The sequence below is a fragment of the Micrococcus sp. KBS0714 genome, assembly GCF_002008305.4.
Classification (GTDB): Bacteria; Actinomycetota; Actinomycetes; order Actinomycetales; family Micrococcaceae; genus Micrococcus; species Micrococcus luteus.
Map to the genome: position 1 here is coordinate 566,589 of NZ_CP042169.1, position 24,443 is coordinate 591,031.

22 protein-coding genes are annotated in these 24,443 nt (G+C 71.3%); 9 read left to right on the forward strand and 13 right to left on the reverse strand.

Annotated elements, in window-relative coordinates; translation table 11 throughout:
* Nucleotides 1–2 precede the first annotated feature (2 nt).
* The 3 genes from rfbA to B1A86_RS02580 are packed head-to-tail and all read right to left on the reverse strand — an operon-like array spanning nucleotide 3 to nucleotide 3,472.
* A complete protein-coding gene (gene rfbA / locus B1A86_RS02570; RefSeq protein ID WP_078025729.1) occupies nucleotides 3–872 on the reverse strand; it encodes a glucose-1-phosphate thymidylyltransferase RfbA in 870 nt (289 codons plus the stop codon).
* A 56-nt stretch (nucleotides 873–928) separates the two neighbouring features.
* Entirely contained in the window at nucleotides 929–2,374 is a 1,446-nt protein-coding gene (locus B1A86_RS02575; protein ID WP_078025728.1) for a lipopolysaccharide biosynthesis protein, read from the reverse strand.
* 3 nt (nucleotides 2,375–2,377) lie between these two features.
* Nucleotides 2,378–3,472, reverse strand: coding sequence for a polysaccharide pyruvyl transferase family protein (locus B1A86_RS02580; RefSeq protein ID WP_168196726.1), 1,095 nt, complete (start codon nucleotides 3,470–3,472; stop codon nucleotides 2,378–2,380).
* A 77-nt stretch (nucleotides 3,473–3,549) separates the two neighbouring features.
* On the opposite strand from B1A86_RS02580, the gene B1A86_RS02585 reads away from it, so the two are divergent.
* Nucleotides 3,550–4,779: a Coenzyme F420 hydrogenase/dehydrogenase, beta subunit C-terminal domain gene (locus B1A86_RS02585; protein ID WP_078025726.1), complete on the forward strand. Its 1,230-nt coding sequence runs from the start codon at nucleotides 3,550–3,552 to the stop codon at nucleotides 4,777–4,779.
* 18 nt (nucleotides 4,780–4,797) lie between these two features.
* Here B1A86_RS02585 and B1A86_RS02590 read toward each other — a convergent pair whose 3' ends face one another.
* Nucleotides 4,798–5,607, reverse strand: a complete 810-nt coding sequence (locus B1A86_RS02590) for a polysaccharide pyruvyl transferase family protein (RefSeq protein ID WP_089529299.1) — start codon at nucleotides 5,605–5,607, stop codon at nucleotides 4,798–4,800.
* A 114-nt stretch (nucleotides 5,608–5,721) separates the two neighbouring features.
* Here B1A86_RS02590 and rfbB point away from each other — a divergent pair, with 114 nt between their 5' ends.
* From rfbB to B1A86_RS02605, 3 genes are all read left to right on the forward strand, one after another.
* The gene (gene rfbB / locus B1A86_RS02595) at nucleotides 5,722–6,717 is read left to right on the forward strand and encodes a dTDP-glucose 4,6-dehydratase (protein ID WP_078025725.1); all 996 of its coding nucleotides are present in this window, start codon (nucleotides 5,722–5,724) and stop codon (nucleotides 6,715–6,717) included.
* A gap of 13 nt (nucleotides 6,718–6,730) precedes the next feature.
* A complete protein-coding gene (locus B1A86_RS02600; RefSeq protein ID WP_078025724.1) occupies nucleotides 6,731–8,164 on the forward strand; it encodes a sugar nucleotide-binding protein in 1,434 nt (477 codons plus the stop codon).
* 96 nt (nucleotides 8,165–8,260) lie between these two features.
* Nucleotides 8,261–9,019 (forward strand): hypothetical protein, encoded by a 759-nt coding sequence (locus B1A86_RS02605; protein ID WP_138976782.1) that lies wholly within the window; start codon nucleotides 8,261–8,263, stop codon nucleotides 9,017–9,019.
* A 171-nt stretch (nucleotides 9,020–9,190) separates the two neighbouring features.
* Here B1A86_RS02605 and B1A86_RS02610 read toward each other — a convergent pair whose 3' ends face one another.
* Entirely contained in the window at nucleotides 9,191–10,588 is a 1,398-nt protein-coding gene (locus tag B1A86_RS02610; RefSeq protein WP_078025722.1) for a polysaccharide biosynthesis tyrosine autokinase, read from the reverse strand.
* Between the two features lie 315 nt (nucleotides 10,589–10,903).
* Between B1A86_RS02610 and B1A86_RS02615 the strand changes: the two genes are divergently transcribed.
* The 3 genes from B1A86_RS02615 to pth all read left to right on the forward strand — a co-directional run bounded on the left by B1A86_RS02615 (nucleotide 10,904) and on the right by pth (nucleotide 13,438).
* The gene (locus tag B1A86_RS02615; RefSeq protein ID WP_246836840.1) at nucleotides 10,904–12,067 is read left to right on the forward strand and encodes an O-antigen ligase; all 1,164 of its coding nucleotides are present in this window, start codon (nucleotides 10,904–10,906) and stop codon (nucleotides 12,065–12,067) included.
* 185 nt (nucleotides 12,068–12,252) lie between these two features.
* Nucleotides 12,253–12,855, forward strand: coding sequence for a 50S ribosomal protein L25/general stress protein Ctc (locus B1A86_RS02620; RefSeq protein ID WP_078025721.1), 603 nt, complete (start codon nucleotides 12,253–12,255; stop codon nucleotides 12,853–12,855).
* 7 nt (nucleotides 12,856–12,862) lie between these two features.
* Nucleotides 12,863–13,438, forward strand: coding sequence for an aminoacyl-tRNA hydrolase (gene pth, locus B1A86_RS02625; protein ID WP_020626571.1), 576 nt, complete (start codon nucleotides 12,863–12,865; stop codon nucleotides 13,436–13,438).
* 43 nt (nucleotides 13,439–13,481) lie between these two features.
* On the opposite strand, the gene B1A86_RS02630 is transcribed toward pth, so the two are convergent.
* Complete coding sequence (locus tag B1A86_RS02630; protein WP_138976783.1) at nucleotides 13,482–14,057, reverse strand: low molecular weight phosphatase family protein; 576 nt, start codon at nucleotides 14,055–14,057, stop codon at nucleotides 13,482–13,484.
* An 83-nt stretch (nucleotides 14,058–14,140) separates the two neighbouring features.
* Entirely contained in the window at nucleotides 14,141–14,668 is a 528-nt protein-coding gene (locus tag B1A86_RS02635) for a DUF2505 domain-containing protein (protein WP_078025720.1), read from the reverse strand.
* Nucleotides 14,669–14,852: 184 nt separating this feature from the next.
* Here B1A86_RS02635 and B1A86_RS02640 point away from each other — a divergent pair, with 184 nt between their 5' ends.
* Complete coding sequence (locus B1A86_RS02640) at nucleotides 14,853–15,929, forward strand: MauE/DoxX family redox-associated membrane protein (RefSeq protein ID WP_078025719.1); 1,077 nt, start codon at nucleotides 14,853–14,855, stop codon at nucleotides 15,927–15,929.
* Entirely contained in the window at nucleotides 15,926–19,582 is a 3,657-nt protein-coding gene (gene mfd, locus B1A86_RS02645; RefSeq protein WP_078025718.1) for a transcription-repair coupling factor, read from the forward strand. Before B1A86_RS02640 ends, mfd begins: the two co-directional genes overlap by 4 nt.
* A gap of 6 nt (nucleotides 19,583–19,588) precedes the next feature.
* Here the strand turns inward: mfd and B1A86_RS02650 are convergent, their stop codons facing one another.
* From B1A86_RS02650 to deoC, 6 genes are all read right to left on the reverse strand, one after another.
* The gene (locus B1A86_RS02650) at nucleotides 19,589–19,921 is read right to left on the reverse strand and encodes a PqqD family protein (protein WP_078025717.1); all 333 of its coding nucleotides are present in this window, start codon (nucleotides 19,919–19,921) and stop codon (nucleotides 19,589–19,591) included.
* Entirely contained in the window at nucleotides 19,911–20,798 is an 888-nt protein-coding gene (locus B1A86_RS02655; RefSeq protein WP_078025716.1) for a nucleotidyltransferase family protein, read from the reverse strand. The genes B1A86_RS02650 and B1A86_RS02655 overlap by 11 nt, the downstream gene beginning before the upstream one ends.
* A gap of 628 nt (nucleotides 20,799–21,426) precedes the next feature.
* On the reverse strand, nucleotides 21,427–22,266 hold the full coding sequence (locus tag B1A86_RS02660) for a low molecular weight phosphatase family protein (RefSeq protein WP_078025715.1): 840 nt from the start codon (nucleotides 22,264–22,266) through the stop codon (nucleotides 21,427–21,429).
* Nucleotides 22,263–23,330 carry an acyltransferase family protein gene (locus B1A86_RS02665; RefSeq protein ID WP_078025714.1) on the reverse strand — a complete coding sequence of 356 codons (1,068 nt, stop codon included), beginning with the start codon at nucleotides 23,328–23,330 and terminating at the stop codon, nucleotides 22,263–22,265. Before B1A86_RS02665 ends, B1A86_RS02660 begins: the two co-directional genes overlap by 4 nt.
* Nucleotides 23,331–23,408: 78 nt before the next feature.
* A complete protein-coding gene (locus tag B1A86_RS02670) occupies nucleotides 23,409–23,693 on the reverse strand; it encodes a hypothetical protein (RefSeq protein ID WP_078025713.1) in 285 nt (94 codons plus the stop codon).
* 58 nt (nucleotides 23,694–23,751) lie between these two features.
* On the reverse strand, nucleotides 23,752–24,441 hold the full coding sequence (gene deoC, locus B1A86_RS02675; protein ID WP_036340586.1) for a deoxyribose-phosphate aldolase: 690 nt from the start codon (nucleotides 24,439–24,441) through the stop codon (nucleotides 23,752–23,754).
* Nucleotides 24,442–24,443: the final 2 nt, after the last annotated feature.

Genomic DNA, 24,443 nt, shown 5'->3' on the forward strand with positions numbered 1-24,443 from the left:
GCTCAGCGGCCTGAATCCAGCAGGTCCAGCAGGTAGCGACCGTAGCCGGACTTCACGAGCCGCTCGGCACGCTCCCGGAGCTGATCGTCCGTGAGCAGCCCCTGCCGCCAGGCGGCCTCCTCCGGGGATCCAACCTTCAGACCCTGCCGTGACTCCACGGCGTGGATGAAGTTCGAGGCGTCGTTGAGATCGGTGAATGTGCCGGTGTCCAACCACGCGGTGCCGCGGGGGAGGACCTCCACATTGAGCGTGCCACGCTCGAGGTATGTGCGGTTTACGTCCGTGATCTCGAGCTCGCCGCGGGGCGAGGGCTTCAGGTCTTTCGCGATCTCCACCACGTCGTTGTCGTAGAAGTACAGTCCGGGGACCGCGAAGTTGGACTTTGGCTGCGCCGGCTTCTCCTCCAAGGAGACGGCCTTTCCGTTCGTGTCGAACTCCACCACGCCGTAGGCCGTGGGGTCCTTCACCCAGTACCCGAACACGGTGGCGCCCTCCACATCCGTGTGGCGGCGCAGCTGCTGACCCATTCCCGGGCCGTAGAAGATGTTGTCCCCCAGCACCAAGGCCACGTGGTCAACGCCGATGTGCTCCTCACCCAACACGAACGCCTGGGCCAGGCCGTCCGGCGAGGGCTGCTGAACGTACGTCAGAGACACACCGAACTGGGAGCCGTCCCCGAGCAGTCGCTGGAACTGTTCCGCGTCCTGCGGGGTGGTGATGACGAGGATGTCCCGGATGCCCGCCAGGATGAGCGTGGAGAGCGGGTAGTAGATCATCGGCTTGTCGTACACGGGCACGAGCTGCTTCGAGATGCCGTGCGTGATCGGATGCAGACGCGAGCCGGTGCCGCCGGCGAGGATGATGCCCTTCATGGGGCCGAGTCTAGAGGGTAGGCCGCCGCCGCGCGCCCGAACGGCGGGGCGGAGTATCAGCCAACGCCGGAGCGTACGGTTTGCAGGAACGTCTGCACGTCGCGGCGGAACGGAGCGACCAGCGCGGCAGCCAGAGCCAGTGTGGCCAGCATGGTCACGACCACCGCCACTATGTCGACCACGGGCCCTCCCGGCACGATGTGGGTACGACCGGCATACCAGCCCGCAGCCGTGGCCGATGCGGTGACGCCCACCAGGACGTACGAGTCGACAAGCGCTTCGCGGGTGGAAACGCCGGACATCCGGCCCGTGAGGACCAGGGAGAGTGGCCAGAGGATCACTTGGGCGACGACGACGCCGGCGACGATCCCATAGGGGCCCCACAAGCTGCCCAAAGAGACCGTGGAGACCTTGATGACCGTGGAGATCACACCTAGGCGGATGAGTTTGCTCCCCTGGCCCCGGGCCGCCATGAGCCAGCCGCCCACCGAGGCCATGAGAGCCAGGGCCTCGGACATCGCGATCAACTGCAGAAACGGAACCGCCTGGCCCCAACCGTCGCCGAGCACGAGGCTGACTAGCGGCTCCGCGGCGGCGACCAGACCACCCGCGGCGAGGAGCACCGGGAGGGCGAGGAGGACCTGGCCGCGGCGCGCCAGCGCGCCTAGAGCATGCACGTCCTCCTGGTGAGGCGCCATCGTGGCCAGTGCCACCTTGCTGAACGGAGCCGCAATCATGCCCATCGGCATGCGGGACATCTGGGCGGCACGGTTGAACTGGCCCGTCCAGTCGGCGCCGTGGAGGCGCCCCAGTAGCAGCACATCGTAGGTGCGGTGGGTGTATGTGAGAGCTTGGCTCACGAACATGGCGCCTCCGAAGCGGACCAGCTGCCGAGTGCCGTGCCCACGGCGTGGCAGTCCAGGCAGCCAGCGTGAGACGAAGATGACACCCGCCAGCGTCACGACGCCACTGACTAACTGGGGCAGTACCAGGGCCCAGACGCCGCCGCCCGCCAGAGCCACCCCCACGGACACGATGAGCCCGAGCAACGCTCCGGTGACGTCGATGGCGGCCGCGGCGCCGAGCCGGAGGTCCCGGGCGAGGCTCGCCCTGTACTGAACGGCGGCGCCGGCGAGGAGCATGGTGGGCGCCATGAAGGCCACCACGAAAGCCACCTGCGGCTCCCGGTAGAAGGCAGCGATCAGAGGTGCGGTCGCCAAGGTGAGCAGAGCCAGGATCGCCCCTGTGCCGGTGTTGATCCACCACAGGTTGGTGCGCAGCTGGATCGGGAGACTCTTCACCTGGATGGCAGCGGAGGACAGGCCCAGGTCGCGGAAGAGGGTGGTGAACCCGATGAAGGTTATGGCCATGCCGTAGACGCCGAACTCGGCTGGCTCAAGGAAGCGGGCCAATACCGTGAGGCTGACCAGCTGGATGACCATCTGGGTGCCGGTGCCCCCGAGGCTGTGTAGGCCCGCCCGGGCCGAGCGACTGACCGCCACGGATCAGTCGCTGAGCTGGCGCAAGGCCTCGACCGCGGCGTCTATGCGGGCGCGCGCGGTGCGCAGGACAGGAGTGAGATCCTCACCTTCGACCGCGTGGATCTCTTCGAGGACCGCCGTTGCGATCTGCTCTCCGGAAGCGTTGAGGTCCACCGTATGGTGCCATCCGAGCTGGTCCAGCAGGGGCGCGAACTTGCGGGAGTAGGCCATGGGGACGGCCGGCACGCCGATGGACAGGGCGTTCAGGCACGCGTGCATCCGGGCGCCCACCACCACGTTTGCAGAGGCCATCAGGGAGCGGACCTCGTCGAGGCCCGAGGGAACCACATACTCCAGGCGGTCTCCGTAGTCCTCACGGAGGGCGGCCAGCGCGGCCCGGTCGTTGTCGGCGCCGGTGTCGGTCCGTCCCACGACGTGGGCGAGGAGCGTGATCTGCCGTCCCTCGGCCAGAAGGATGTCGATCACGCCGCGTATGCCGGCTCGGTAGGCGTCGGAGTCGACATGGCGGTTGCCCGCGTGCCAGAGCAGTCCCGAGGTGTTCAGGACCACGTCTCGGTGTTTGAGGGACGGCTCGGGGCGTTCGATCGCGAACACCACGTCCGTGGCCGTGAGGTCGACTGGCCGACCCAGCTCCGCGGCGAAGTCACTTGAACGGGGATCGCGGGCCATGACGAGGCGGCAGCCGCGCATGAATCGCTTGGCCAGAATCCGCGACGCCCTGTTTTCGAACGGGCCGATGGTTTGAGGCAGCATCACGACCGGCACCCGGAGGGCTTGCGCGTACAGCGGGAAGGCACTCAGCTTGAAGAACATCTTGGATGTGTAGATGTCAGTGAAGCTGTCACCGCCGCGGATATCACACAGGAGGTCGAACGAGCGCGTCCAGCCCCGCAGGCCGCGGCGGTTCACGACCATCTCTTTGAGCAGCGGGGCCGTGTGGCTCAGGTTCATCGGTCCGTCTCCCAGCGGCCCGGTGGAGCGGAATCGGATGTCGGCGTCGGGGAACGCGCGGGACAGGACCGCCTCGGCACCGGCGGCGAGAGCGCTGACTCCGATGTTCGGCTGCTGGTGGACTGCACCGTAGACGAGGATCTTCACGCTTCTCCCAAGTTGGGGGCTTCCTGTGAGCGCGTCGGCGCGCCAAAGGAGGAGGGGGGCGGACCTAATATAGGCACATGAGCTACGCACCTCCTCCTCCCGACCGACTCCGGGCCGTCATCGATGAGGTGGTGCAGTCCGATCTTTGCACGGGGTGCGGAGTGTGCGAACTGGTGTCGCCCCGGGTGGAGATGCGGGATGCCGAGGGCTTCCGTCGCCCGGTGGTCTCCGGGACGCCGGAGGAGGGGGACGCATGGCGCGCCCGGACATTTCTGCGGTCGTGCCCTGGCAGGACCCTGACAGCGCCGCGACCAGAGGGTGTGCAGCGTGACCCCTACCTCGGCCCCATCCACGGCGCATGGCGCGCGTGGGCCCTTGACCCGGAGATTCGGCATCGTGGGAGCTCTGGGGGAACGCTCACGGCGATCGCTGACTTCCTCAGAGAGCGCGGTGAGGTCGTCTCCGGTGTGGCCGCGCATCCTGAAGGGCCGCGCCGCACCATTCCCGTGCGCATCACCACCCGCGAGGAGGCGCTTGCCGCCGCCGGTTCCCGTTACGCCCCCGTGAGCGCTGGCGGGCGCTCGGCTGATGATGCGGGCGTGATGGTGGGCAAACCGTGTGAGGTGGCCGGGAGGCGTCAGCTGGATGCGGCCAACGGCGTCGACTCGCCGGTGCTGCTCAGCTTCTTCTGCGCTGGCACTCCCTCCCAGGACGCCACGGAGGTCCTCTTGGAGCGTGAGGGAATTCAGCGCGACGAGCCGCTGATGGACCTGTGGTACCGCGGCCGCGGATGGCCCGGCGACTTCACTGCCCTCACCCGGGACGGGCGCCGTGCCACCGTGGACTATGCATCCTCCTGGGGCGGCGCCCTCGGTCCGACGGTGCAGTGGCGGTGCCGGCTGTGCGTGGACGGCGTGGGGGAGTTCTCCGATATCACGGCCGGTGATTTCTGGGACGCTGACGAGCGCGGCTACCCCGTGTTCGACGACGCCGCCGGCATGTCGGCACTGATAGCCCGTACCCCGAGGGGCCTGCAGATTGTCCAGGATGCGGTCGCTGCCGGTCGCCTGCACGTGGAGCCGATGGACCTCCAAGCGCTCCTCAGGGTCCAGCGATATCAGGTGGAGCGCCGAAAGTACATGCTGGGACGCCTCGTCGGCAACCGCCTTTCCGGCGGCCACAACCCCCGGTACCGCGGCTTCGGCCTGCTGACCCTCGTGAGCCGTTCCCCCCGTCGAGTCCTCCATGAGGTACGCGGGACGATCGAACGCGCCGCCAAGCGGCGCGGCGGTCGTGGTCCTTCCTGAGTGGCCGCTCCTAAGAGTTCAACGCTCCCAGAGATCGCGGGGGAACGCGGCGGCGAGGGTGGCGTCAACGGTCGATCCTGAGTCCACTCCTCCGAGATCGAGGGCGTGGTGGATGTCGGCGGCCAGACGCACATTCGCGCGGCCGGTTCCCTCGTAGTAGTCCTCGTACTTGAACGACGGCTCCGCGTCGGACCGAATGACGCGGGCCGGGACGCCGAGCCGCTCAGCCAGGATCACGCCGTGCAGGCTGCTGCCGACCACGAGCTCAGCCCTTGCGAGCTGACGCAAGAACGGCAGTAGGGGCGTGCGGGGGTCGACGGTCGTCACGTCGTCGAGGGCGGGTCGGTGAAAGTCATTGAGATTCGGCACATGCACGACTCCGTGGGGGGTGGGTGCGCGAGCCACGTCGGTCTGCAGGAGGAGCGCGGGATCTCCGTAGACGCCAGGGTCCCGGATGCCCTGCGCGGCCAGGTGGCGGCCCGTGAGAGGCCCCCTGACGGCCCGGATGTCGAGTCGTTCAGGAAGGGGTAGCTCGACATGTTTTCCATTGACCCCTGCGCCCCAGACGACAGTGCCTCCTGGCAACATATGGATCACTGACCCGACGACGGCAAGTGAGGGTCGGGGGCGACGCCCGCGCCGTGGGGCAACCGTCTCGTCGAGGTGCTGCCGCACTATCTCAGGCCCTAGGACGTCTCCTACGTTGCCCACACGAGGGGCTGACGGCAACCGTCGAGTCCAGCGCATGAGTCGCTGCGGTTTGAGGGGCAGGGGGACCCGGGGGTTCCACCGCAGCACGTCAACACCCTGCACATCCACGGATTCCATGAAGCGCGATCACCTTACTCATTCAGGGGGCACGGAGCGATGACGCCACGTGGTTCATGCTGGTCCAGCTTACCGGTGGGTGCCCGGTTCCGGCTCTGGAATACGCTGGACCCCATGCACCTCCTCGTCACCGGCGGCGCCGGGTTCATCGGCTCGAACTTCGTCCACCACGTCGTCCGCGAGACCGGGCACGACGTCGTCGTCCTGGACAAGCTGACCTACGCCGGCAACCGGGAGAACCTCGCCGGCCTGCCCGAGGACCGCGTCACCCTCGAGGTCGGGGACATCTGCGACGCGGCCCTGGTGGACCGCCTGGTCGCCGAGTCGGACGCCGTCGTGCACTACGCGGCGGAGTCCCACAATGACAATTCGCTGAACGATCCCTCCCCGTTCATCCAGACGAACATCGTCGGAACCTTCGTCCTCCTCGAAGCTGCCCGCAAGCACGGCAAGCGGTTCCACCACGTGTCCACGGACGAGGTCTACGGCGACCTCGAGCTCGACGACCCGGCGAAGTTCACCGAGACCACCCCGTACAACCCCTCCAGCCCCTACTCGGCCTCGAAGGCCGGCTCGGACCACCTGGTGCGCGCGTGGGTCCGCTCCTTCGGAGTGCAGGCCACGCTGAGCAACTGCTCCAACAACTACGGGCCGTACCAGCACATCGAGAAGTTCATCCCGCGCCAGATCACCAACCTGATCGACGGCGTCCGCCCCCGCCTCTACGGCCAGGGCGTCAACGTCCGGGACTGGATCCACACCGAGGACCACTCCTCGGCCGTGCTGCGCATCCTGGAGCGTGGCGAGATCGGCCGGACCTACCTGATCGGCGCGGACGGGGAGAAGAACAACCGGGAGGTCGTGGAGATCCTCCTCGAGCTCTTCGACCGCCCCGCGGACGACTACGACCTCGTCGCCGACCGCCCCGGCCACGACCTGCGCTACGCGATCGACAACACCGCGCTGCGCACCGAGCTCGGTTGGGAGCCGCGGTTCACGGACATCCGCGCCGGTCTGGCGGACACGGTCCGCTGGTACCGCGAGAACGAGGCCTGGTGGCGCCCGGCCAAGGCCGCCGTCGAGGCCACCTACCGCGCCCAGGGCCAGTGAGGGGGCACCGCTGATGCGCATCACCGAGACCGCCATCCCCGGCCTGCTCGTCCTCGACCTCGACGTCCACGGGGACAACCGCGGCTGGTTCAAGGAGAACTGGCAGCGGGAGAAGATCCGCGCCCTCGCCGCCGAGCACCCCCGCCTGGCCGCGCTCGCCCCCGTGCAGAACAACATCTCCTTCAACGACGCCGTCGGCACCACCCGCGGCATCCACGCCGAACCCTGGGACAAGTACGTGGCCGTCGCCCACGGCCGGATCTTCGGCGCCTGGGTGGACCTGCGCGAGGGACCGTCCTTCGGCGCCGTCGCCACCGTGGAGCTCGGCCCGGAGAAGGCCGTCTTCGTGCCGCGCGGGGTGGGCAACTCCTACCAGACGCTCGAGCCGGACACGGCCTACACCTACCTGGTGAACGACCACTGGTCCGCCGACGCGCAGGGCCGGTACACGTTCCTCAACCTCGCGGACCCGACGGCGGCCATCGCCTGGCCCATCCCGCTCGAGGACGCCGAGCTCTCGGACAAGGACCGCGCCCACCCGATGCTCGCGGACGTCACCCCCATGCCGTCCGCCCCGATCCTCGTGCTCGGCGCCGGCGGCCAGCTCGGCCGTGCCCTGGTGGCCCGCGCCGAGGCCGCGGGGATCCCGGTCGAGGCCCACGGCCGGGACACGTGGGACATGACCGATCCGGCCTCGTGGCCACGGGAGCACTTCCGCGGCCTGCGCGCCGTGGTCAACGCGTCCGCCATGACCGCGGTGGACGCCGCGGAGACGCCCGAGGGCCGGGCCCAGGCCTGGGCCGTCAACGCGGCCGCCGTCGCCGAGCTCGCCCGCCGCTGCACCAAGGCCGGCGTCCCCCTGGCCCACGTGTCCACGGACTACGTGTTCGACGGCGCCCTCCCCGTAGGCCAGGAGCACCCGGTGGACCACCCGCTCGCGCCGCTGGGCGTCTACGGCCAGTCGAAGGCCGCCGGCGAGGCCGCGGTGCGCACCGTGCCGCGGCACTGGATCGTCCGCACCTCCTGGGTGATCGGGGAGGGGAAGAACTTCGTGGCCACCATGGCCTCCCTCGCCGAGCGCGGGATCGACCCGGCCGTCGTCGCCGACCAGCACGGCCGCCTCACCTTCGCCGACGACCTCGCCGACGCCCTGCTGCACCTGGTCACCACGGACGCGCCCACGGGCACGTTCCACATGACCAACAGCGGCGACGTGGTCACCTGGCACGACGTCGCCCGGTGGGTCTTCGAGGACACCGGCCACGACGCCGCCCGCGTCTCCGCCACCACCACCGCGGCGTACCTGGCCGGCAAGGAGGGCGTGGCACCGCGGCCGACCAACAGCGCCCTCGACCTCGGGCCCCTGGCCGCCGTCGGCTACACCGCCCCGGACCAGCGCGAACGCCTGCGAGACCATCTGACGGAGTTCAAGGCTGGCACCTGCTGATACTCTTCCCTTGGACGTGTCTGCACAGCAGAAATACATCAGGCACACGTTGTCCTCCTGAATCGGGCACATGTAGTCTCCCTGAAAGGCCCCGTCATGAACGCTCGCTCTGCTCACACCACCGCGTCAGGCCCAAGTCGACGCGCCGTCGCCACCGGTCTGGCCTGGTCTGTCCCCGCCGTCGCCATGGTCTCGGCGGCACCGTCCTTCGCCGCTTCGCTGCGCAAGGATCCCGGCATCAACGGCTGGGTGCTGAACACGACAACTAATCATGGCGGTTGCCGCTATTCTCTCGAGGTGAACTCGGCGCCCACTCGTGGGGGTGCCACTCCCGATGGCGCGCCCTGGGGGCTCTACCTCTATGACGTCTCGAAGGACGCCAGCTACAGCGGCGCCAAGCTCGTCTACTGGGTGCGTGGCACCCATACTGCGACGCAGAACCCGATCACCTGGCAGGCGGCCACCGGGCATTCAACGAAGTGGTCAGGCCCCGTGCGGGGTGCCGCGCAGACCAAGGCTGACGGTTTCAAGTACACCCCCTACACCTGGACGTACACCGGCACCATCAACCCGGCGGACGTCAAGAGTGACGGGCGGCTCTACCTCGAGACCTTCCATGTGAAGGCCACCAACTTCTCCATGTCCGAAAATGGCCAGTGCCTACCCTTGGACTACTGGACGTACCGGGAGATCGTCGTGGACCCGGACGGGCCCACCGGGCCGCAGCAGCCGATGACACTCAGCTTCGAACGCCGCAACGGGCCGAGCGGACCCTACGTTCCCGGCGCTCAGGGGCGCATGGCGGTCACGCCGGACGCCGAAGCCACAGCAAATCTGCAGCAGCTGAGCAGCTGAACCGGGCCACCCGCCCCCGTCGTGCGGGTGGTGTCCTGTCGGGGTTGCCCAGGCGAGGGAGCGCGCGCTCCGTGATCGACGGGGCCGCAGCCAGCACTGGCCGGCTCGCACAGACGTAGTGGGGCCCCGCACCGGAAGGTGCGGGGCCCCAGCGTGTGGAGGGGACTGGCGTCAGCCCTTCTTCGCCCGTGCGGCCCGACGGGACTTCTTTCCGCCCTTGCCGGTTCCCTGCAGGTACTTGTCATGGGACTTGTGGTACGTGCTCTCGTACCCGTAGCCGTAGGAGTAGCCGCCGCCGCGCTGGGAGCGCGCGACGCCGTTCATGACGACGCCCAGCAGATGCGCGTCCACTGCGGCGAGATTCTCCACAGCCGCCTCCAGGTGGTCCTTGCGGGTCCGTCCCTGACGCACCACGAGCACCGTCCCGTCCACGGCCGTGGCCAGGAGGGAGCCGTCCGTGACGGGCAGCAGCGGCGGGGAGTCGACGATGACGAAGAAGTCCTCCGATGCCAGCTTCAGCAGGGCCCGCATGCGCTTCGAGCCCAGCAGCTCCGACGGGTTCGGGGGCGTCCGGCCGGCGGGGAGCAGCGTGAGGTTCGGGATTCCGGTGGCCGCGAGGGCGTCGTCCGGCTGCACCTCACCGGCCAGCACCTCGGAAAGGCCCACGTCGCCCGCCACCTGGAAGAGGTCGTGCTGCCGGGGCCGCCGCAGGTCGGCGTCCACCACGAGCACCCGTTCGCCGGCCAGGGCCAGGGCGCGGGCCAGGTTCGATGCGACGGTCGACTTGCCCTCGGAGGGGTCCGCGCTCGTGAACGAGACGACGCGGGGCGGCTCGTCGACGGAGACGAACTTGAGATTGGTGCGCAGCGCCCGGATGGCCTCGCCGGCCCGGGGGTCGAGGTCCACGGCCTCCTCGCCCGTGCGGGTCAGGGACGCGTTCTCCGGGACGGCCCCGATGACGCCGGCGCCGGTGATCTCCTTCACGTCGGCGCGGCTGCGCACCTTCACGTCCAGGAGACGACGGAGCACGGCGATGGCGAGTCCCGCACCCAGTCCGGCCACGACGCCCAAGAGGACGTTGCGCCGGGTGTCAGGGCTCACGGGGGCAGAGGGCACGCGGGCATCGGACAGCGGCACGACCTCCAGCGGGCTGTTCTTGTCCACGTCCGCCGCCACGTCCGCCGTCGCCTGCAGTGCACTGTTCGCCAGCTGCGCGGCGGTCTCGGGATCCGTCGAGGTGGCGGTCACCTTGATCATGCTGGACTCGGGGACGAGCACCGCGGAGAGCGAGCCGTCGCCGTCCTGCCCCGTGTCCTGTGCCACGCGTTCACGCACGGCCTCGCTGTTGATCAGGGCGACGTAGGCCTGAGCCCGGCTCTCGGCGGGCAGGTTGCTGGTGATGAGGCTCTGATCTGCAGCCCGGGCGGCGAGGAACCCCTGAGATTCGGACGCGTAGATCCGGGGCTGCAGTGCGGAGTAGCCCCAACCCAACAGACCCCCCACAAGGGCTGCTGCCAGGAGCAGCAGGAGGTTGGCGCGCAGGAGGCGGAAGAAGTCGACGATCGTCACGGAGCACCTCGGGGGTCATGGACGGGAATGCGCGGGCCGTCGTGGGCGAGGCACGCGCGGTCCACGGTACCAAGACCCCTCGTGCGGTCTGCCGGGCCCGAGGACGAGGCACGCCACCGCGCTACGCTGAGCCGAGTATCGCCCGGCGTCCACGAAAGGTTCCGCACCATGCGCCCGAGCACGCCCCGTGACCGGACGGCTGCCCGCGCCATGGGGGCCGTCGCGCCACCCGAGGCCCGGCCTGCCAGGCGTCACGCCTCACTCGGCCTCGTCCCGGACGGTCAGGCCGCGTGGACCCGCTCCCCGTGGAACCCCTTGGTCACGCCGGCCTCACCGCGGCTGTTCGAGGCCGTGCTGGCCATCGGCCTGGTGATGGAGGCGTTCACCGCTCCCGGCCTGCCGATCCCGTTCGCGGAGTTCTCCGCCATCCTTCTGCTGCTCCTCGCCTCATTCCGGCAGCCCCGCCGGGACCTCTCCCAGTACGGCGTGCTGGCCCTCGTCGCACTGGCCCTGGTGGCGTATCTCGTCGCGGTGACCGTGCACAACGACCTCGACCCCACGCGTCGCGCCACGAGGATCACGCTCCTGATCCTGCTGATCTACGCCATCGCCAGCGAGAGGATCGACATCAAGGGCGTCCTCTACGGGATGACGGCCGGAGCACTGATCAACGTGCCCCTCTTCTACGCGGGCCTGGCCCCGGACACCTACGGCGGCTACCTCACCGGGTTCCTGGGGGACAAGAACGTCTCCGGCCTCTTCTATGCGCTCCTGCCCGTGCTGCTGGTGGCCACCATGCAGCGCATGGGTCCGAAGCTCCTCGTGCTGGGCGCCGGCTTCGCCCTGACCTTCCTCACCGGCTCGCGGACCTCGATGGCCGGTCTGCTCTGCGCCGTCGTGTGGATCCTCGTGAGCCCCTACCTGGGGCGGGTCCTGCGTATCGCACTGGGGGTCGTCCTGGGCTGGTTCGTCAGCTGGGCCGAAGTGAATCTGGCCGACCTCGGGATCTTCGGCGACCGCACGGGCACCGACTGGTTCCGCGAGCAGATCCAGGAGGCGTCCGCGGAGAAGGTCGCGGACACGTCCTTCTTCGGCCAGGGCCTCTCCACGGCCTTCGTGGAGCTGGACAACGTGACCATGTTCTTCCACAACTCCTATCTGGGGCTGCTGGTGGAGGGCGGCTGGCCGTTCCTGATCGTGGTGGTGGGCGCCTACCTGTGGCTGTGCCTGCGGCCCTTCGCCCGGACGCACCGATCGCCGTCGCGGGTGGCCGTCGAGGCCGCCGCCCTCATCATCCTGGTGACCTCCCTCCAGCTGGGTGAGGTGTTCATCACGATCTTCGGTGCCGTCGTCCTCGGCTGCGGTCTGCTGCTGAGTGCCCAGGAGAATGAGGAATCCCAGGGCGCGCCCGCGAAGGACCGGGCCCACCGCCGCAAGCTGGACCGCATCATCGAGCGGTCCCGGCGTGCAGGCGTCTGAGCCGGCCCGCCGGCGTCGGTGCTATCCTGTCCAGGTTGCCCAGGCGAGGGAGCGCGCGCTCCGTGATCGACGAGGCCGCCACCGCGCGTCAGCATGCTGACCCGCTGCGGCACAGAAGCCCCCTCCTGGCCGCATCCCGCGCCGCCCCCGGCAGCGCGGCCGAGACCCCCACAGGAGGACGCATCATGTCTGACCAGCTCAAGATCAAGGTCACCCGCCGCACCGACTTCGGCAAGGGCGCCGCCCGCCAGGCCCGCCGTGCCGGCCTGATCCCCGCCGTCGTCTACGGCCACGGCCAGGATCCCGTGCACCTGCTGCTGCCGGCCCAGGAGACCACCCTGGCCGTCCGCAACCCCAACGCCCTGCTCACCGTCGTGAACGAGGCCGGCGAGGAGCACCTGGTCCTGCCCAAGGACATCCAGCGCCACGCCATCAAGGACACCGTGGACCACCTGGACCTCATCGAGGTCCGTCGCGGCGAGAAGGTCGTCGTCGAGGTCACCGTGCAGGTCGAGGGCGAGGTCGCCCCCGGCACCGAGTACGTGCTGGACTACGCCACCGTGCCGGTCGAGGCCGACGCCACCGACCTGCCCGAGGTCGTCACCATCTCCATCGAGGGCCGCGAGGCCGGCGACCACGTGTACGCCCCGGACGTGCAGGTCCCGGCCGGCGCCACCCTGCAGCTCGAGGACGACATCGTCATCGCCACCGTCAACGAGGTCGTCGAGCAGGACCTTGGCGACGAGTCCGTGCAGGAGGAGCAGGCCGCCGAGTCTGCCGAGGACTGATCACGCAGTGACGACGGGGACCACGCTCATCGTCGGGCTCGGCAATCCCGGGCCCGAGTACGAGCGCACCCGTCACAACGTCGGCCAGATGGTGGCGGATGAGCTCGCCTCCCGCATGGGGGTCGGGTTCACCCGCCACCGGGCCGGCGCCGTGGTGGCCACGGGTCGCCTCGGCATCGGGGGACCGCGGGTCGTGCTCGCGAAGTCCACCGGCTACATGAACGTCTCCGGACGCCCCGTCTCCGCGCTGGCGGCCTTCTACGGGATCGGCCCCGAGGACCTCGTGGTGGTCCATGACGAGCTGGACATCCCGTTCGACACCCTGCGTCTCAAGCGCGGCGGGGGAGAGGGCGGCCACAACGGCCTGAAGTCCATCACCGCCTCGCTCGGCACGAAGGACTACGCCCGCGTGCGCGTCGGCATCGGCCGACCCCCGGGCCGCATGGACGTGGCCGACTTCGTGCTGCGCCCCTTCACCAAGCCCGAGCAGGACGCCCTGCCGCTGCACGTGGACCGCGCGGCGGACGCCGTCGAGAAGCTCGTCACGGACGGGCTCGAGCCCGCCCAGCAGGCGTTCCACTGACCTCCCGCCCCGCGACATCCTCGACGGGGACGCAGCCCCACGCTCAGGGGGTCGGGGTCACGGCACGGGCCAGGGCATCCGCGATGGTCTCCAGTGCGGGATCCATGATCCGGATCATCTCCGCGTACCCCTCCACCGGCCCGCGGAACGGGTCCACGACGTCGAGGGGCTGGGCGCTCGACCGTGCGAGGGCCCGGTGGTGGGCTGCCTCCGCCGCGAAGGCACGCACTCCTCGGCCCGCGGGGATCCAGTCCCGTCCGTTCCGCGCGTCCAAGATGCGGACCAGCGCTGCGAGTTCCAGTACGGTGAACACCCGCGCGACGGCCTGCGGCACCTCCCGCAGCGCGAAGCGCATGTGCTCCTGAGCCGCCGCCAACACGAGATCTGCCTCCGCGACCATGAACGGCTGCAGCGCGGCGGGCCGGTGGTCCGCGAGGCCGGCTACACCGGCCTCGGCGCCGAGCCGCACGAGCGGCGGGGGCACCGTCAGGGCCTGGTTCGGCTGGGAGCCGGCGCTGCCGACCTCCACCCGGCCGGGGACCAGAGCCGCCAGCCGTCCCTGCAGGGCCCGGCTCGCATAGGCCGAGCGGCACACGTTGCCGGTGCACACGATGAGCACGGCGTCCGGCGAGGGGAGGGCCCGGCGCCCCCGCCGGGCCGGCGGAGACGGGCTCGTCGGCGCCGGGCGACGGGAGAACGAGATCAACCGCGCGCGGCTCCGCCGTCACGCTCGAGCCACGAGGACAGCGCCCGGGCCTGACGATTGACGACCTTGCCGACCATCGGCTCGGCCTTCGCCGCGAGCTTAGAGCCCACCAGCGGGATCCGGCAGACGAGGGTGCCGTCCACGGAGAACTGGGAGCCCTCACCGGCGGCGGTCAGGCGGAGGGCGCCGTCCGCCGTCGCCTTGGCGGAGGGCACGGTGATGGTGGTGGTGCCGGCGCGGGAGCCGTCCGCGGCGGGCGCGTCCCACCGCTCCACCTGCTCCACCTGGAGGGCGGAGCCGATGAGCTTGCGGGCCATGTCTGGGACACGATCCGGGATGCGGTCCGCGGGCAGGGAGCGCACGGCGGTGACGGTCATCGGGCCCTCCGGGGAGCCCTCGACGGAGAACGAGACCAGGGAGCCGCCGAAGGACTCGACCACGGAACGGTGGAAGTCCTCGGACGCCAGGGCGGCTGCCACGGCCGCCGGCGGGTGCGGGATGGACTGCTGAGCGGAAAAGGCCACGGTGTCTCCTCGGGGTCAAGTCGGGCCGCGCCCGGCGGGCCGTGAGAGGGCCGGCACCGGTTCGCCGACGGCGATGGGCGTCCATCCCTCACCTTATATGCTGGCCTCCGCGGCCCGGGTCCCGTGCACGGCGCCGGGACCGGCCGCGCGACCCCTCGTGAACCCCCTGGAAGGTGTGTCCGCCATGTCGGCACTCTGGGCCGTGGCCCTCATCATGCTCCTGAGCGGGACGGCGAAACTCCGTTCCGGCGAGGACGTGCAGGCCACATTCACCCGACTCAGGGTGCCCCGCCCGTTCGCGGCCCCCGCCCTGGCGCGTGCGTTCCCCTGGCTCGAGCTGCTGCTCGCCGCCGCCCTCCTGCAGCCCTTCACCCCGCTGCGTCCCGTCGTCGGCCTGGCGGCCGTGGCCCTCTTCGCCGCCTTCCTCGCGCTCGTGGTCCGGGCCCAGGACGACGGCGTCTCGTGTGGCTGCTTCGGCGAGGCCTCGGCCGCCCCGATCTCCCGCACCACGGTGGTCCGCAACGTCGTCTTCCTGGTGCTCGCCGTCCTGGCTCTGGTGGAGGGGATCGTCTCGCTGGCGGTGCACGGCGCGGGCCTGGCCTGGCAGCCGCTCACCGCCTTCGGCGCCGGCGCGTGGGCCTGGGCCCTGCTCGTGACCGTGCTGCTCACCACCGCCGCGTTCCTGGCCGGCCGTGAGTCCGTCCCGGCCGCACCGGACGCGGCCCCGGCGACGCCCGAGGCCCCGGCGACGCCCGAGGCCCCGGACGCCGCGGACCCCGTGGGCGAGGCCGAGCCCGAACGCCGCCCGTTCCCGGACGCCGTCGTGGTCGCGGACGGCGAGTACACCGGTCTGCACCGGCTGGTCCAGGACGGGGCCGTGGTGGCCCTGCGCCTGTCCACGGGGTGCGGCTCCTGCGCCCGGGTGATCGAGCGGCTGGACGAGTTCAAGGACGCGCTCGGGCCGGTCCGGCTGCGGGTCCTCATGCCCCAGCGGGCCCCCGGTGCAGACGGCGCGATCCGCAGTGGCGCCGTCGACGCGTCGCTCGTGCTCGCCGACCCGGACGGCGCCGCCTCGCAGGCCATCGGCCTGCATTCGTTCCCCACCGCCGTGCTGCTCGGTACGGACCGGCTCACCGCCGGCGGCCCGGTGGGCGGCGCCGACGACGTCCTCGCCTTCCTCGAAGAGATCCGGGAGATCATGACCACCGAACTGCCCGCCGCCACGGACGGCTCCACCGCCACCCCGGAGGTCCGCGCATGAGCGCCCCCGAGACCACCCCCGTCCTCGCCCCGCTGCTGCCGCGCCTGCGCGCCGAACGCGCGCTCGAGGCAGCCGCCGCCTCCGCCTCCCGGCCGCTCGAGGCCCGGGGCGTCGAACTGGAGATCGGCCTGCCCGACGGCGCCCGCGCGCCCCTGCTGACCGTCCTCGCCGAGGCGCTGGCCGAGGGCCACGGCGAGCGCGCCGCCGTCCTCGTGGTCACCGCGACCACCCGCGAGGCCGAGGACCTCGTGACCGACCTGGCCGCCTGGGCACCCGCCGGTGCCGCCGCGCTGTTCCCGTCCTGGGAGACGCTGCCCCACGAGCGCCTGTCCCCGCGCTCGGACACCGTGGGCGCGCGCCTGGCCGTGCTGCGCCGCCTCGCCCACCCCGAGGAGCACGCGGAGGGCCCGCTGCGCATCGTCGTCGCCCCCGTGCGCGCCGTGCTGCAGCCCCTCGTGGCCGGGCTCGGCGAGCTGAGCCCGGTGACCCTGCGGACGGGGGAGGAGCGGGACTTCGACGGTGTGGTGGCCGCGCTCGCGGACGCCGCCTACTCCCGCGTGGACATGGTCAGCCGTCGCGGCGAGTTCGCGGTGCGCGGCGGGCTGATCGACGTGTTCCCGCCCACCGAGGACTACCCCGTGCGCATCGAGTTCTTCGGCGACGAGGTGGAGCAGATGCGCTGGTTCTCCGTGGCGGACCAGCGCTCCCTCGAGGACACCACGGAGGACGGCTCGGGCCACCCCTCCGAGCTGTACGCGCCCCCGTGCCGCGAGCTGCTGATCACGGACCACGTGCGCCGGCGCGCGAAGGAGCTGATCCCGGCCATGCCCGCCGCCGCGGACATGCTGGACCGGATCGCGGAGGGCGTCGCTGTGGAGGGCATGGAGTCCCTCTCTCCGCTGCTGGCCGAGGCCATGACGTCGCTGCCGCGCATGCTGCCCACCGGGTCGCTGACCGTCCTCGTGGAGCCCGAGCGCCTGCGCGGCCGCGCCGACGACCTGCTGGCCACCAACGAGGAGTTCCTCCAGGCCGCGTGGGCCGGCGCCGCGCAGGGAGCGGTCGCCCCGGTGGACGTGGCCGAGGCGGACCAGTCCGCCGCCGGCGGCTTCCTCACGGTGGCCGAGCTCCGCGCGGCCGCGCTCGAGCAGGACCAGGGGTTCTGGTCCGTCACCGCGCTGGTCTCGGACGCTGAGCTGCTGCCCGACGCCGCCACCCTGCGCGCCACCCTCGGCGTCCCGCAGACCTTCTCGGGCGACATCGAGGCCATGGTCGCGCACACCCGCGTCCGGCTCGCGGAGGGGTGGCATGCCGTGGTCCTCACCGACGGCCCCGGCTCCGCCCGCCGTCTCGCCGAGCTCAACGCGGAGGCCGGTCTCACGGCCTCCGTGGTGGACGGGCCCCTGCCCGCGGACCTCGCCCCGGGGCGGGTCTCCATCGCGACGGCGCCCGTCGGCTCCGGCTTCACGATCCCGGACGCGCAGATCGCCCTGATCACGGAGCACGACCTCTTCGGCCGGCACCGCACCGCGGGCACGCGCGCCCCCGGGGCGCGGCTGGCCCGGAAGCGGCGCAACGCCGTCGACCCGCTGACCCTGCAGCCCGGCGGCCACGTGGTGCACTCCCAGCACGGCATCGCCCGCTTCGTGGAGCTGCAGCGCCGCAAGGTCACCGGCGGCCCGCGCACCGCCCCCGGCGCCGAGGAGTCCTACCGCGAGTACCTCGTGCTGGAGTACGCGCCCTCGAAGCGCGGCGCCCCCGGCGACCGGCTCTTCGTGCCCACCGACCAGCTCGACCTGATCTCCACCTACGTGGGCGGGGAGACGCCGTCGCTGTCCAAGATGGGCGGCTCGGACTGGGCGCAGACCAAGTCCAAGGCCAAGCGCGCCACCCGCGAGATCGCCGGCGAGCTCATCCGCCTGTACTCGGCCCGCATGGCCTCGCGCGGCCACGCGTTCGCCCCGGACACCCCGTGGCAGGGCGAGCTGGAGGAGGCCTTCCCGTTCATCGAGACGCCGGACCAGCTGACCACCATCGAGGACGTCAAGAAGGACATGGAGGCGGCCGTTCCCATGGACCGGCTCGTCTCCGGCGACGTCGGCTTCGGCAAGACCGAGGTGGCCGTGCGCGCCGCGTTCAAGGCGGTGCAGGACGGCAAGCAGGTGGCCGTCCTCGTCCCGACGACGCTGCTCGCCCGCCAGCACCACCAGACGTTCTCCGACCGGTTCGCCGGCTTCCCCGTGAAGGTGGCCGCGCTCTCCCGGTTCCAGACCGCCAAGGAGTCCAAGGAGGTCATCGAGGGGCTCGCGCACGGCGAGGTGGACGTGGTGATCGGCACCCACCGGCTGCTCTCCGACCAGGTGCAGTTCAAGGACCTGGGCCTGGTGATCGTGGACGAGGAGCAGCGCTTCGGCGTCGAGCACAAGGAGGCGCTGAAGAAGATGCGCACCAACGTGGACGTGCTCGCCATGTCCGCCACGCCCATCCCGCGCACCCTCGAGATGTCCCTCACCGGCATCCGCGAGACCTCCACGCTGGCCACCGCCCCGGAGGAACGCCACCCCGTGCTCACCTCGGTGGGCCCGTACTCGGACCAGCAGGTCACCGCGGCCATCCGCCGCGAGCTAATGCGTGAGGGCCAGGTGTTCTACGTGCACAACCGCGTCACCACCATCGACAAGGTGGCCAAGCGCATCGCCGAGCTGGTGCCGGAGGCCCGGATCGCCGTCGCCCACGGCAAGATGAGCGAGGCCCGGCTCGAGCAGATCATGGTGGACTTCTGGGAGCGGAAGTTCGACGTGCTCGTCTCCACCACGATCATCGAGACCGGCCTGGACATCGCCAACGCCAACACCCTGATCGTGGAGGACGCCCACCGCTACGGCCTCTCGCAGCTGCACCAGCTGCGCGGCCGGGTGGGCCGTGGCCGCGAGCGGGCGTACGCGTACTTCCTGTACGACCCGCAGAAGCCCCTCGGCGAGGTGGCCCTCGAACGGCTCAAGGCCGTGGCCACCCACAACGAGCTCGGCGCGGGCATGCAGCTGGCCATGAAGGACCTCGAGATCCGCGGCGCCGGCAACCTGCTGGGCGGGGAGCAGTCCGGCCACATCGCCGGCGTGGGCTTCGACCTCTACCTGCGGATGGTGGGCGAGGCCGTGGCCGACTTCAAGGGCGAGGAGGACACCGCGCCCGCCGAGGTGAAGGTGGAGCTGCCGGTCAACGCCCACCTGCCGCACGACTACGTGCCGGGGGAGCGGCTGCGCCTCGAGATGTACCGCAACCTCGCCCAGGCCGCGGACGACGCCGCCGTGGACGCCGTGGTGGAGGAGCTCAAGGACCGCTACGGCCCGCTGCCGGAGCCGGTGGAGGCGCTCGTCGCCGTCGCCCGGTTCCGCAACCGGGCGCGGGCCGCGGGCGTCACCGAGGTCATGCTGCTGGGCCAGAACGTGAAGTTCGGCCCCGCCGCGGACCTGCCGGAGTCCCGTCAGATGCGCCTGACCCGCATGTACAAGGGCGCCCAGGTCAAGCCGGCCCTGAACGGCGTCCTCATCCCGCGGCCCAAGACCAAGCCGGTCATGGGTCAGGATCTCGTGGATGTCCCGCTGCTCGAGTGGGCGCAGCAGGTGGTCGACGCGATCTTCGCGCCGGAGGGCTGAGGCGGGTCAGGCCGTCCGCACGCGGACGAGGACGCCGTGCGCCTCGAGCATCTCGAGGAAGGCGTGGACGTCCGCGGCGACGTCGGCGGGGGCGAGGCCGAACGCCTCCGCGACCTGGACCGTGACGTCCGTCGTCGACAGCGACGCCGGCGGATCCGCGACCAGGTCGTCCTCCGGGGTGCGGCCGCCCACGAGGACGTCCCAGATCACGTCGCCCGAGGCGCCCAACAGCAGCGGCTGACCGGCCTCGAGCGTCATGACGGCGGCCTGGCCGCCGGCGGTGCGGGCCCACGCGATGTTGGGGGCGAGCGTCCAGCCCTCGGTGGTCTCAACGGTCACGGCGCACCGCCTTCGTCCAGGCCCAGCCGGCGAGTGCGCCGAGCCGAGCGCGCTGCTCGCGCCACAGGTCCGCACGGGTGACAGGCCGGCCCAGGCGCATCTGCAGATGGGGGCGGTTCACCGGGATCGTACGGGCCACGAGGACCGCCCGCTCCCGCGCCGTGGCGGCCGACCGCCACCGGGTGCGGAACAGCTCAAGACCGCTCTGGCTCTCGTGCAGCGCCGCGAAGAGGGTCAGCTGCCGGGAGTCGACGCCGTCGGCGGCCTCGCCCGTGGCGACGTGCCAGGCCGCGCCCGCGTCCAGCCGGTGGGCTTCCTCGCGTAGGGCGGCCCAGCTCTCGGCGGGGAGGGATTCCCGGATGTGCCGGACGTCGAGGCCACCGCGGAACGGGTCGCGGGCCGCGTGGACGATCACGACGAGCCGCTGATGGCGCGGGCTCGGCACCGGGACAGACCGGCCGGCGATCACGAGGTGGATGTGCTCGCTCCACAGGGCGTCGAAGGCCGCCTCGGGGGACGCGCCGAGACCGGGGAAGAGCCGATGCACGTCCACATACCCCAGCTGGTCATGCCAGAGCGTGGCCGCGTGCTGGAAGATCGACCCCTCAGAGAAGGTGGCGACCGGTTCCCAGCCGTGAGAGCGCAGGAGTTCGATGACAGCGGTGGCATCGGCCGGATGGACCAGCAGGTCCACGTCCGAACTGCGGCGGTGGTCGGGGTAGACGCCGGGCTCGGTGGCGTAGCCCTTGAGATGCAGGCCGCGGATGCCGGCCCGGTCCAGCAGATGCGTGATGCGGGCGTGAGCGAGGCGGACGCGGACCTCGAGGTCCAGGGACGGCGGGGCGGCCGGTCGCTGTCTCGTCGCTCGTTCCCCCATGGCCGCGAGCTTAGTCGACCCAAAGGAGGCCCGGCGGTGACTGTGCCGGATGCCCGGTGCAAAGTTAAAGGGGGTTCAGGTGGATTCGTGGACTGACGGCGCGAGACCCGCACGCTCCCGGGTGCTCCGTGTTGACGTGCCATCCATGAACGCGTGGCAGGACTCGCGATGAGCTGCGCGACCTGTCTAGATCCACCTACAGAGTTCCATTCTCATGTTCACCGAGCATGCCGTTCCCCGCGATCGTCCCCCTGCCGCAGGGCATCCCAGACCTGGACTGGTTGCGCTAATGGGCGCGGATCGCGGGCTTCATCGGTCTTGTTGACTGCATCGCCCGCGGTCGGCTCAGTCGCCGCTCGCTCTGGTGCGGACGCGGCGGTGGAAGGTGGCCCTGCTCGTCACCGCCGCGGTGTGCGTCTTCCTCACGGGCCCTGCACCTCCATGGCGGGCTTGGCGTGCGCCGTCCTGTGGCTCTGGTCGACGCCGCAGATGGGGGTGGCGTCGTGCTCGTCCTCGCCATCCTCGGCGCCTACGCATTCTTAGGCTGCGCCTGTCCGCCCCCCGGCTGCGCACCCCTGCGCGTGGCAGTGGAGGCGGCCCCGTCCCCCCGATCTCTGACGCCGGCCGGTCAGGCGCCCGTCGGCTCCTCCTCCACGAGGTCCCCGTCGAGGGCCCGGGCGATCTCCCACGCCAGCAGCTCGACGATCGGCTGTGCGGTCTGCGCCATCGCGGCGTAGCCCTCGGCGGGGCCGCGGAACGGGTCCGGCAGATCCGCGTCCGGTCGCTCCCCGTGGGCGATCAGGCGGGAGCGCAGCGCCGCCAGGGCCGTCACGAGCGCGGTAACGCCGGCGCCCGGAGGGACCGCCGCGGCGAGCTCCTCGCCGTGGTCGCGCAGGAGGGTGCCCATGCCGAGGATCGTGAAGGTCCGGCGCACCGCCGCGGGGTCCTCGCGCAGCACCTCGTCCAGGTGGTCGTCCGTCGCGGTCAGGACGAGGTCCTGTCCCGCCAGCGAACGCCCGGTCAGCTGCTGCGGTCGATGCTGCGTCAACGCGGCGCGGACTCGGCGGCTCGGTGCGCGGTCGAGCAGCGGACCCGGGACGGTCAGCGCCTGGTTCGGTTCCGTGCCCGCGCTCGTGACCTCCGCGCGGCCCCGGTCGCCGAGCAGGGCGTTGAGCTGCGCCTGCAGCGCGTACTCCACATAGGCGGAGCGGCAGATGTTGCCCGTGCACACGACGAGGACGCGGGCGCTCGGCACGGGGCCGGGGACACGGTCGGCCGGGTGGGGGCGGAATGCCGGGCCGAGCCGGAACTCGGCGAGGCGATCCTCCCGCGCCGTGGAGGCCGCCGGGGCGTCGGCGTCGCCGCCGTCACCCGCCGGGTGGCCGCCGTCGCGGGCCGGCACCTCGGGCTCCTCCGGCGTCGGCGGCAGGAACGGATTGCGGATCGGGGGGCGATGATCCCTGCTCATGGGTGTGTCCTCTCCGAGGCGGTCGTGACGCGCGGCAGCGCGGACGTGACGGGGTGCGGGGGCTCCACGTGTCGCAGGCGGTGCACCGGGTGCCAGCGGCGGCGCGCCCCCGTGAACGGCTTGGACAGGGGGGTGGCGAGCAGGGCGAGGCCTGCCAGCCAGCTGAGGGCGAGCGCGAGGGCGAACTTGGCGGCGTTGTCCTCCACGCCGTGGCGCGTGACCCACATCAGCACCCAGCCGTGCAGCAGCACCACCACCGTGCCCGTCCGGACCAGGGCGGTGATGGCGCGGCGCAGGGCCTGACCCGTCCCGGTGCGTCGGGCGAAGGAGCGCAGCAGCCTCTCCACCGTGGAACCGAACACGAGCACCATCCCCGCGGACATCAGGACGCCCACGGCGGGGGTGAGCACCGGCGTGCCGAAGCCGCCGAACTTGATGTTGGGCGGCTCCAGGCCCAGCCGGACCGCGACCATCCCGAGCAGCACCAGGCCGACGCCGATGAGCGTCCGGTGGCGCCGCACGTGCGGCTGGACGCGGCGGCGGAACATCTCCCCGCTGAGGACGAACAACAGGCACGGCAGGGCCAGCCCGACGCCCAGCGGCGTGCGGGCGATCGCGGAGTCCGGCACGAGGTGGGCCCACGCCAGCCCGGCCAGGCCCACGGCCCAGGCGACGGCGGACGGGAAGCGCTCGAGGAATCGGCGCAGCACCGTGGTGAAGAACAGGACGGAGATGAACCAGAACGCCCACCACGGGGGCTCCTGGTCCGCGCCCCCGTACCAGCCGGTGATCATCAGGCGCCGCAGGAGGTCGGGGTCGTCGGCGAACCACGCGAATGCGGCCACGGACATGAGCGCCGCCCACACCAGGTACGGCACCATCAGGCTCCGGAAGCGGCCCCACACGTCCGTGGCCCAGGGGCGGCCGCGCGTCCAGAAGTAGCCGGTGAGGAAGAAGAACAGCGGCATCCGCCAGATCTCCAGGTACCGGCTGAAGGTGAGGTCCGTCAGGTATGCGTGACCCAGCACCACCGCCGCGATGGAGACAAGCCGAAGGGCGTCCACCCCCGTGTTGCGGGTGGACGCCCTTCGGCGCGCGGCGGCCGGACGACCGGTGTCAGCGATCCTCGGCTCCGGGACGGCTCAGCGGTGCGCGGCGCCGGAGGCGGCGTGCTCGACGACGGGACGGGTGTGGATGGCGGTGGTGTCCACGGTGTCGCTGCGGCCCAGGAACGCCTTGGGGATCATGAAGGCCACAGTGGCCAGGGCCAGCGCGATCAGGCCGGGGATCCAGACCGACTCGAGCGACCAGAAGCCCATGGCGTAGAGGCAGCCGAGGAACGCGCCGAAGGCGACGATGAAGGCGATCAGGGAACCCCAGACGCCGCCCACGTTGGAGTGGTCGATGGCCTTGCCGTTGCGGATCACGTGATGCTCCTTCGGTGCGGTCCCGGCCGGGGCGGACGCCCGGCCGAAGTGATGCGAGTCAGTCGGATCCCAGGATAGCAAGCGCGGAGCTGGCCCCGATCCGGGTGGCGCCGGCCTCGATCATCGCCAGGGCGTCCGCGCGGGTGCGCACCCCGCCGGAGGCCTTCACGCCGATGCGCTCGCCCACGGTGCGGCGCATCAGCGCGACGTGCTCGACGGTGGCGCCCGCGGTGGAGAAGCCCGTGGAGGTCTTCACGAAGTCCGCCCCGGCCTCGACCGCGGCCTCGCAGGCCAGGACGATCGCGTCGTCGTCCAGCAGGGCGGTCTCCACGATCACCTTGAGCAGCGCCCCGCCGTCGCCTGCGGGGCCATCCGCGTGCGCGGCCTCGGCCACGGCGCGGACGTCCGCGACGAGCCGGTCGCGGTCCCCGGCGCGGGCCGCGGCGACGTCGAGGACCATGTCCACCTCGTCCGCGCCGGCGTCGATCGCCTGCCGGGCCTCGAAGGCCTTGACCTCCGAGGCGTTGGCGCCGAGGGGGAAGCCGATCACGGTGCAGGTCAGCACGTCCGAGCCCGCGAGCTCGGCGGCCACCAGCGGCACCCACACGGGGTTGATGCAGACGCTCTTGACCCCGGCCTCGCGGGACTCGGCCACGAGGCGGCGCACGTCCGCCTCCGAGGTGTCGGCCTTCAGGGCGGTCGCGTCGATGTACTTCGCCAGCTCGGCGGTGGTGAGGGAGACGGTCATGT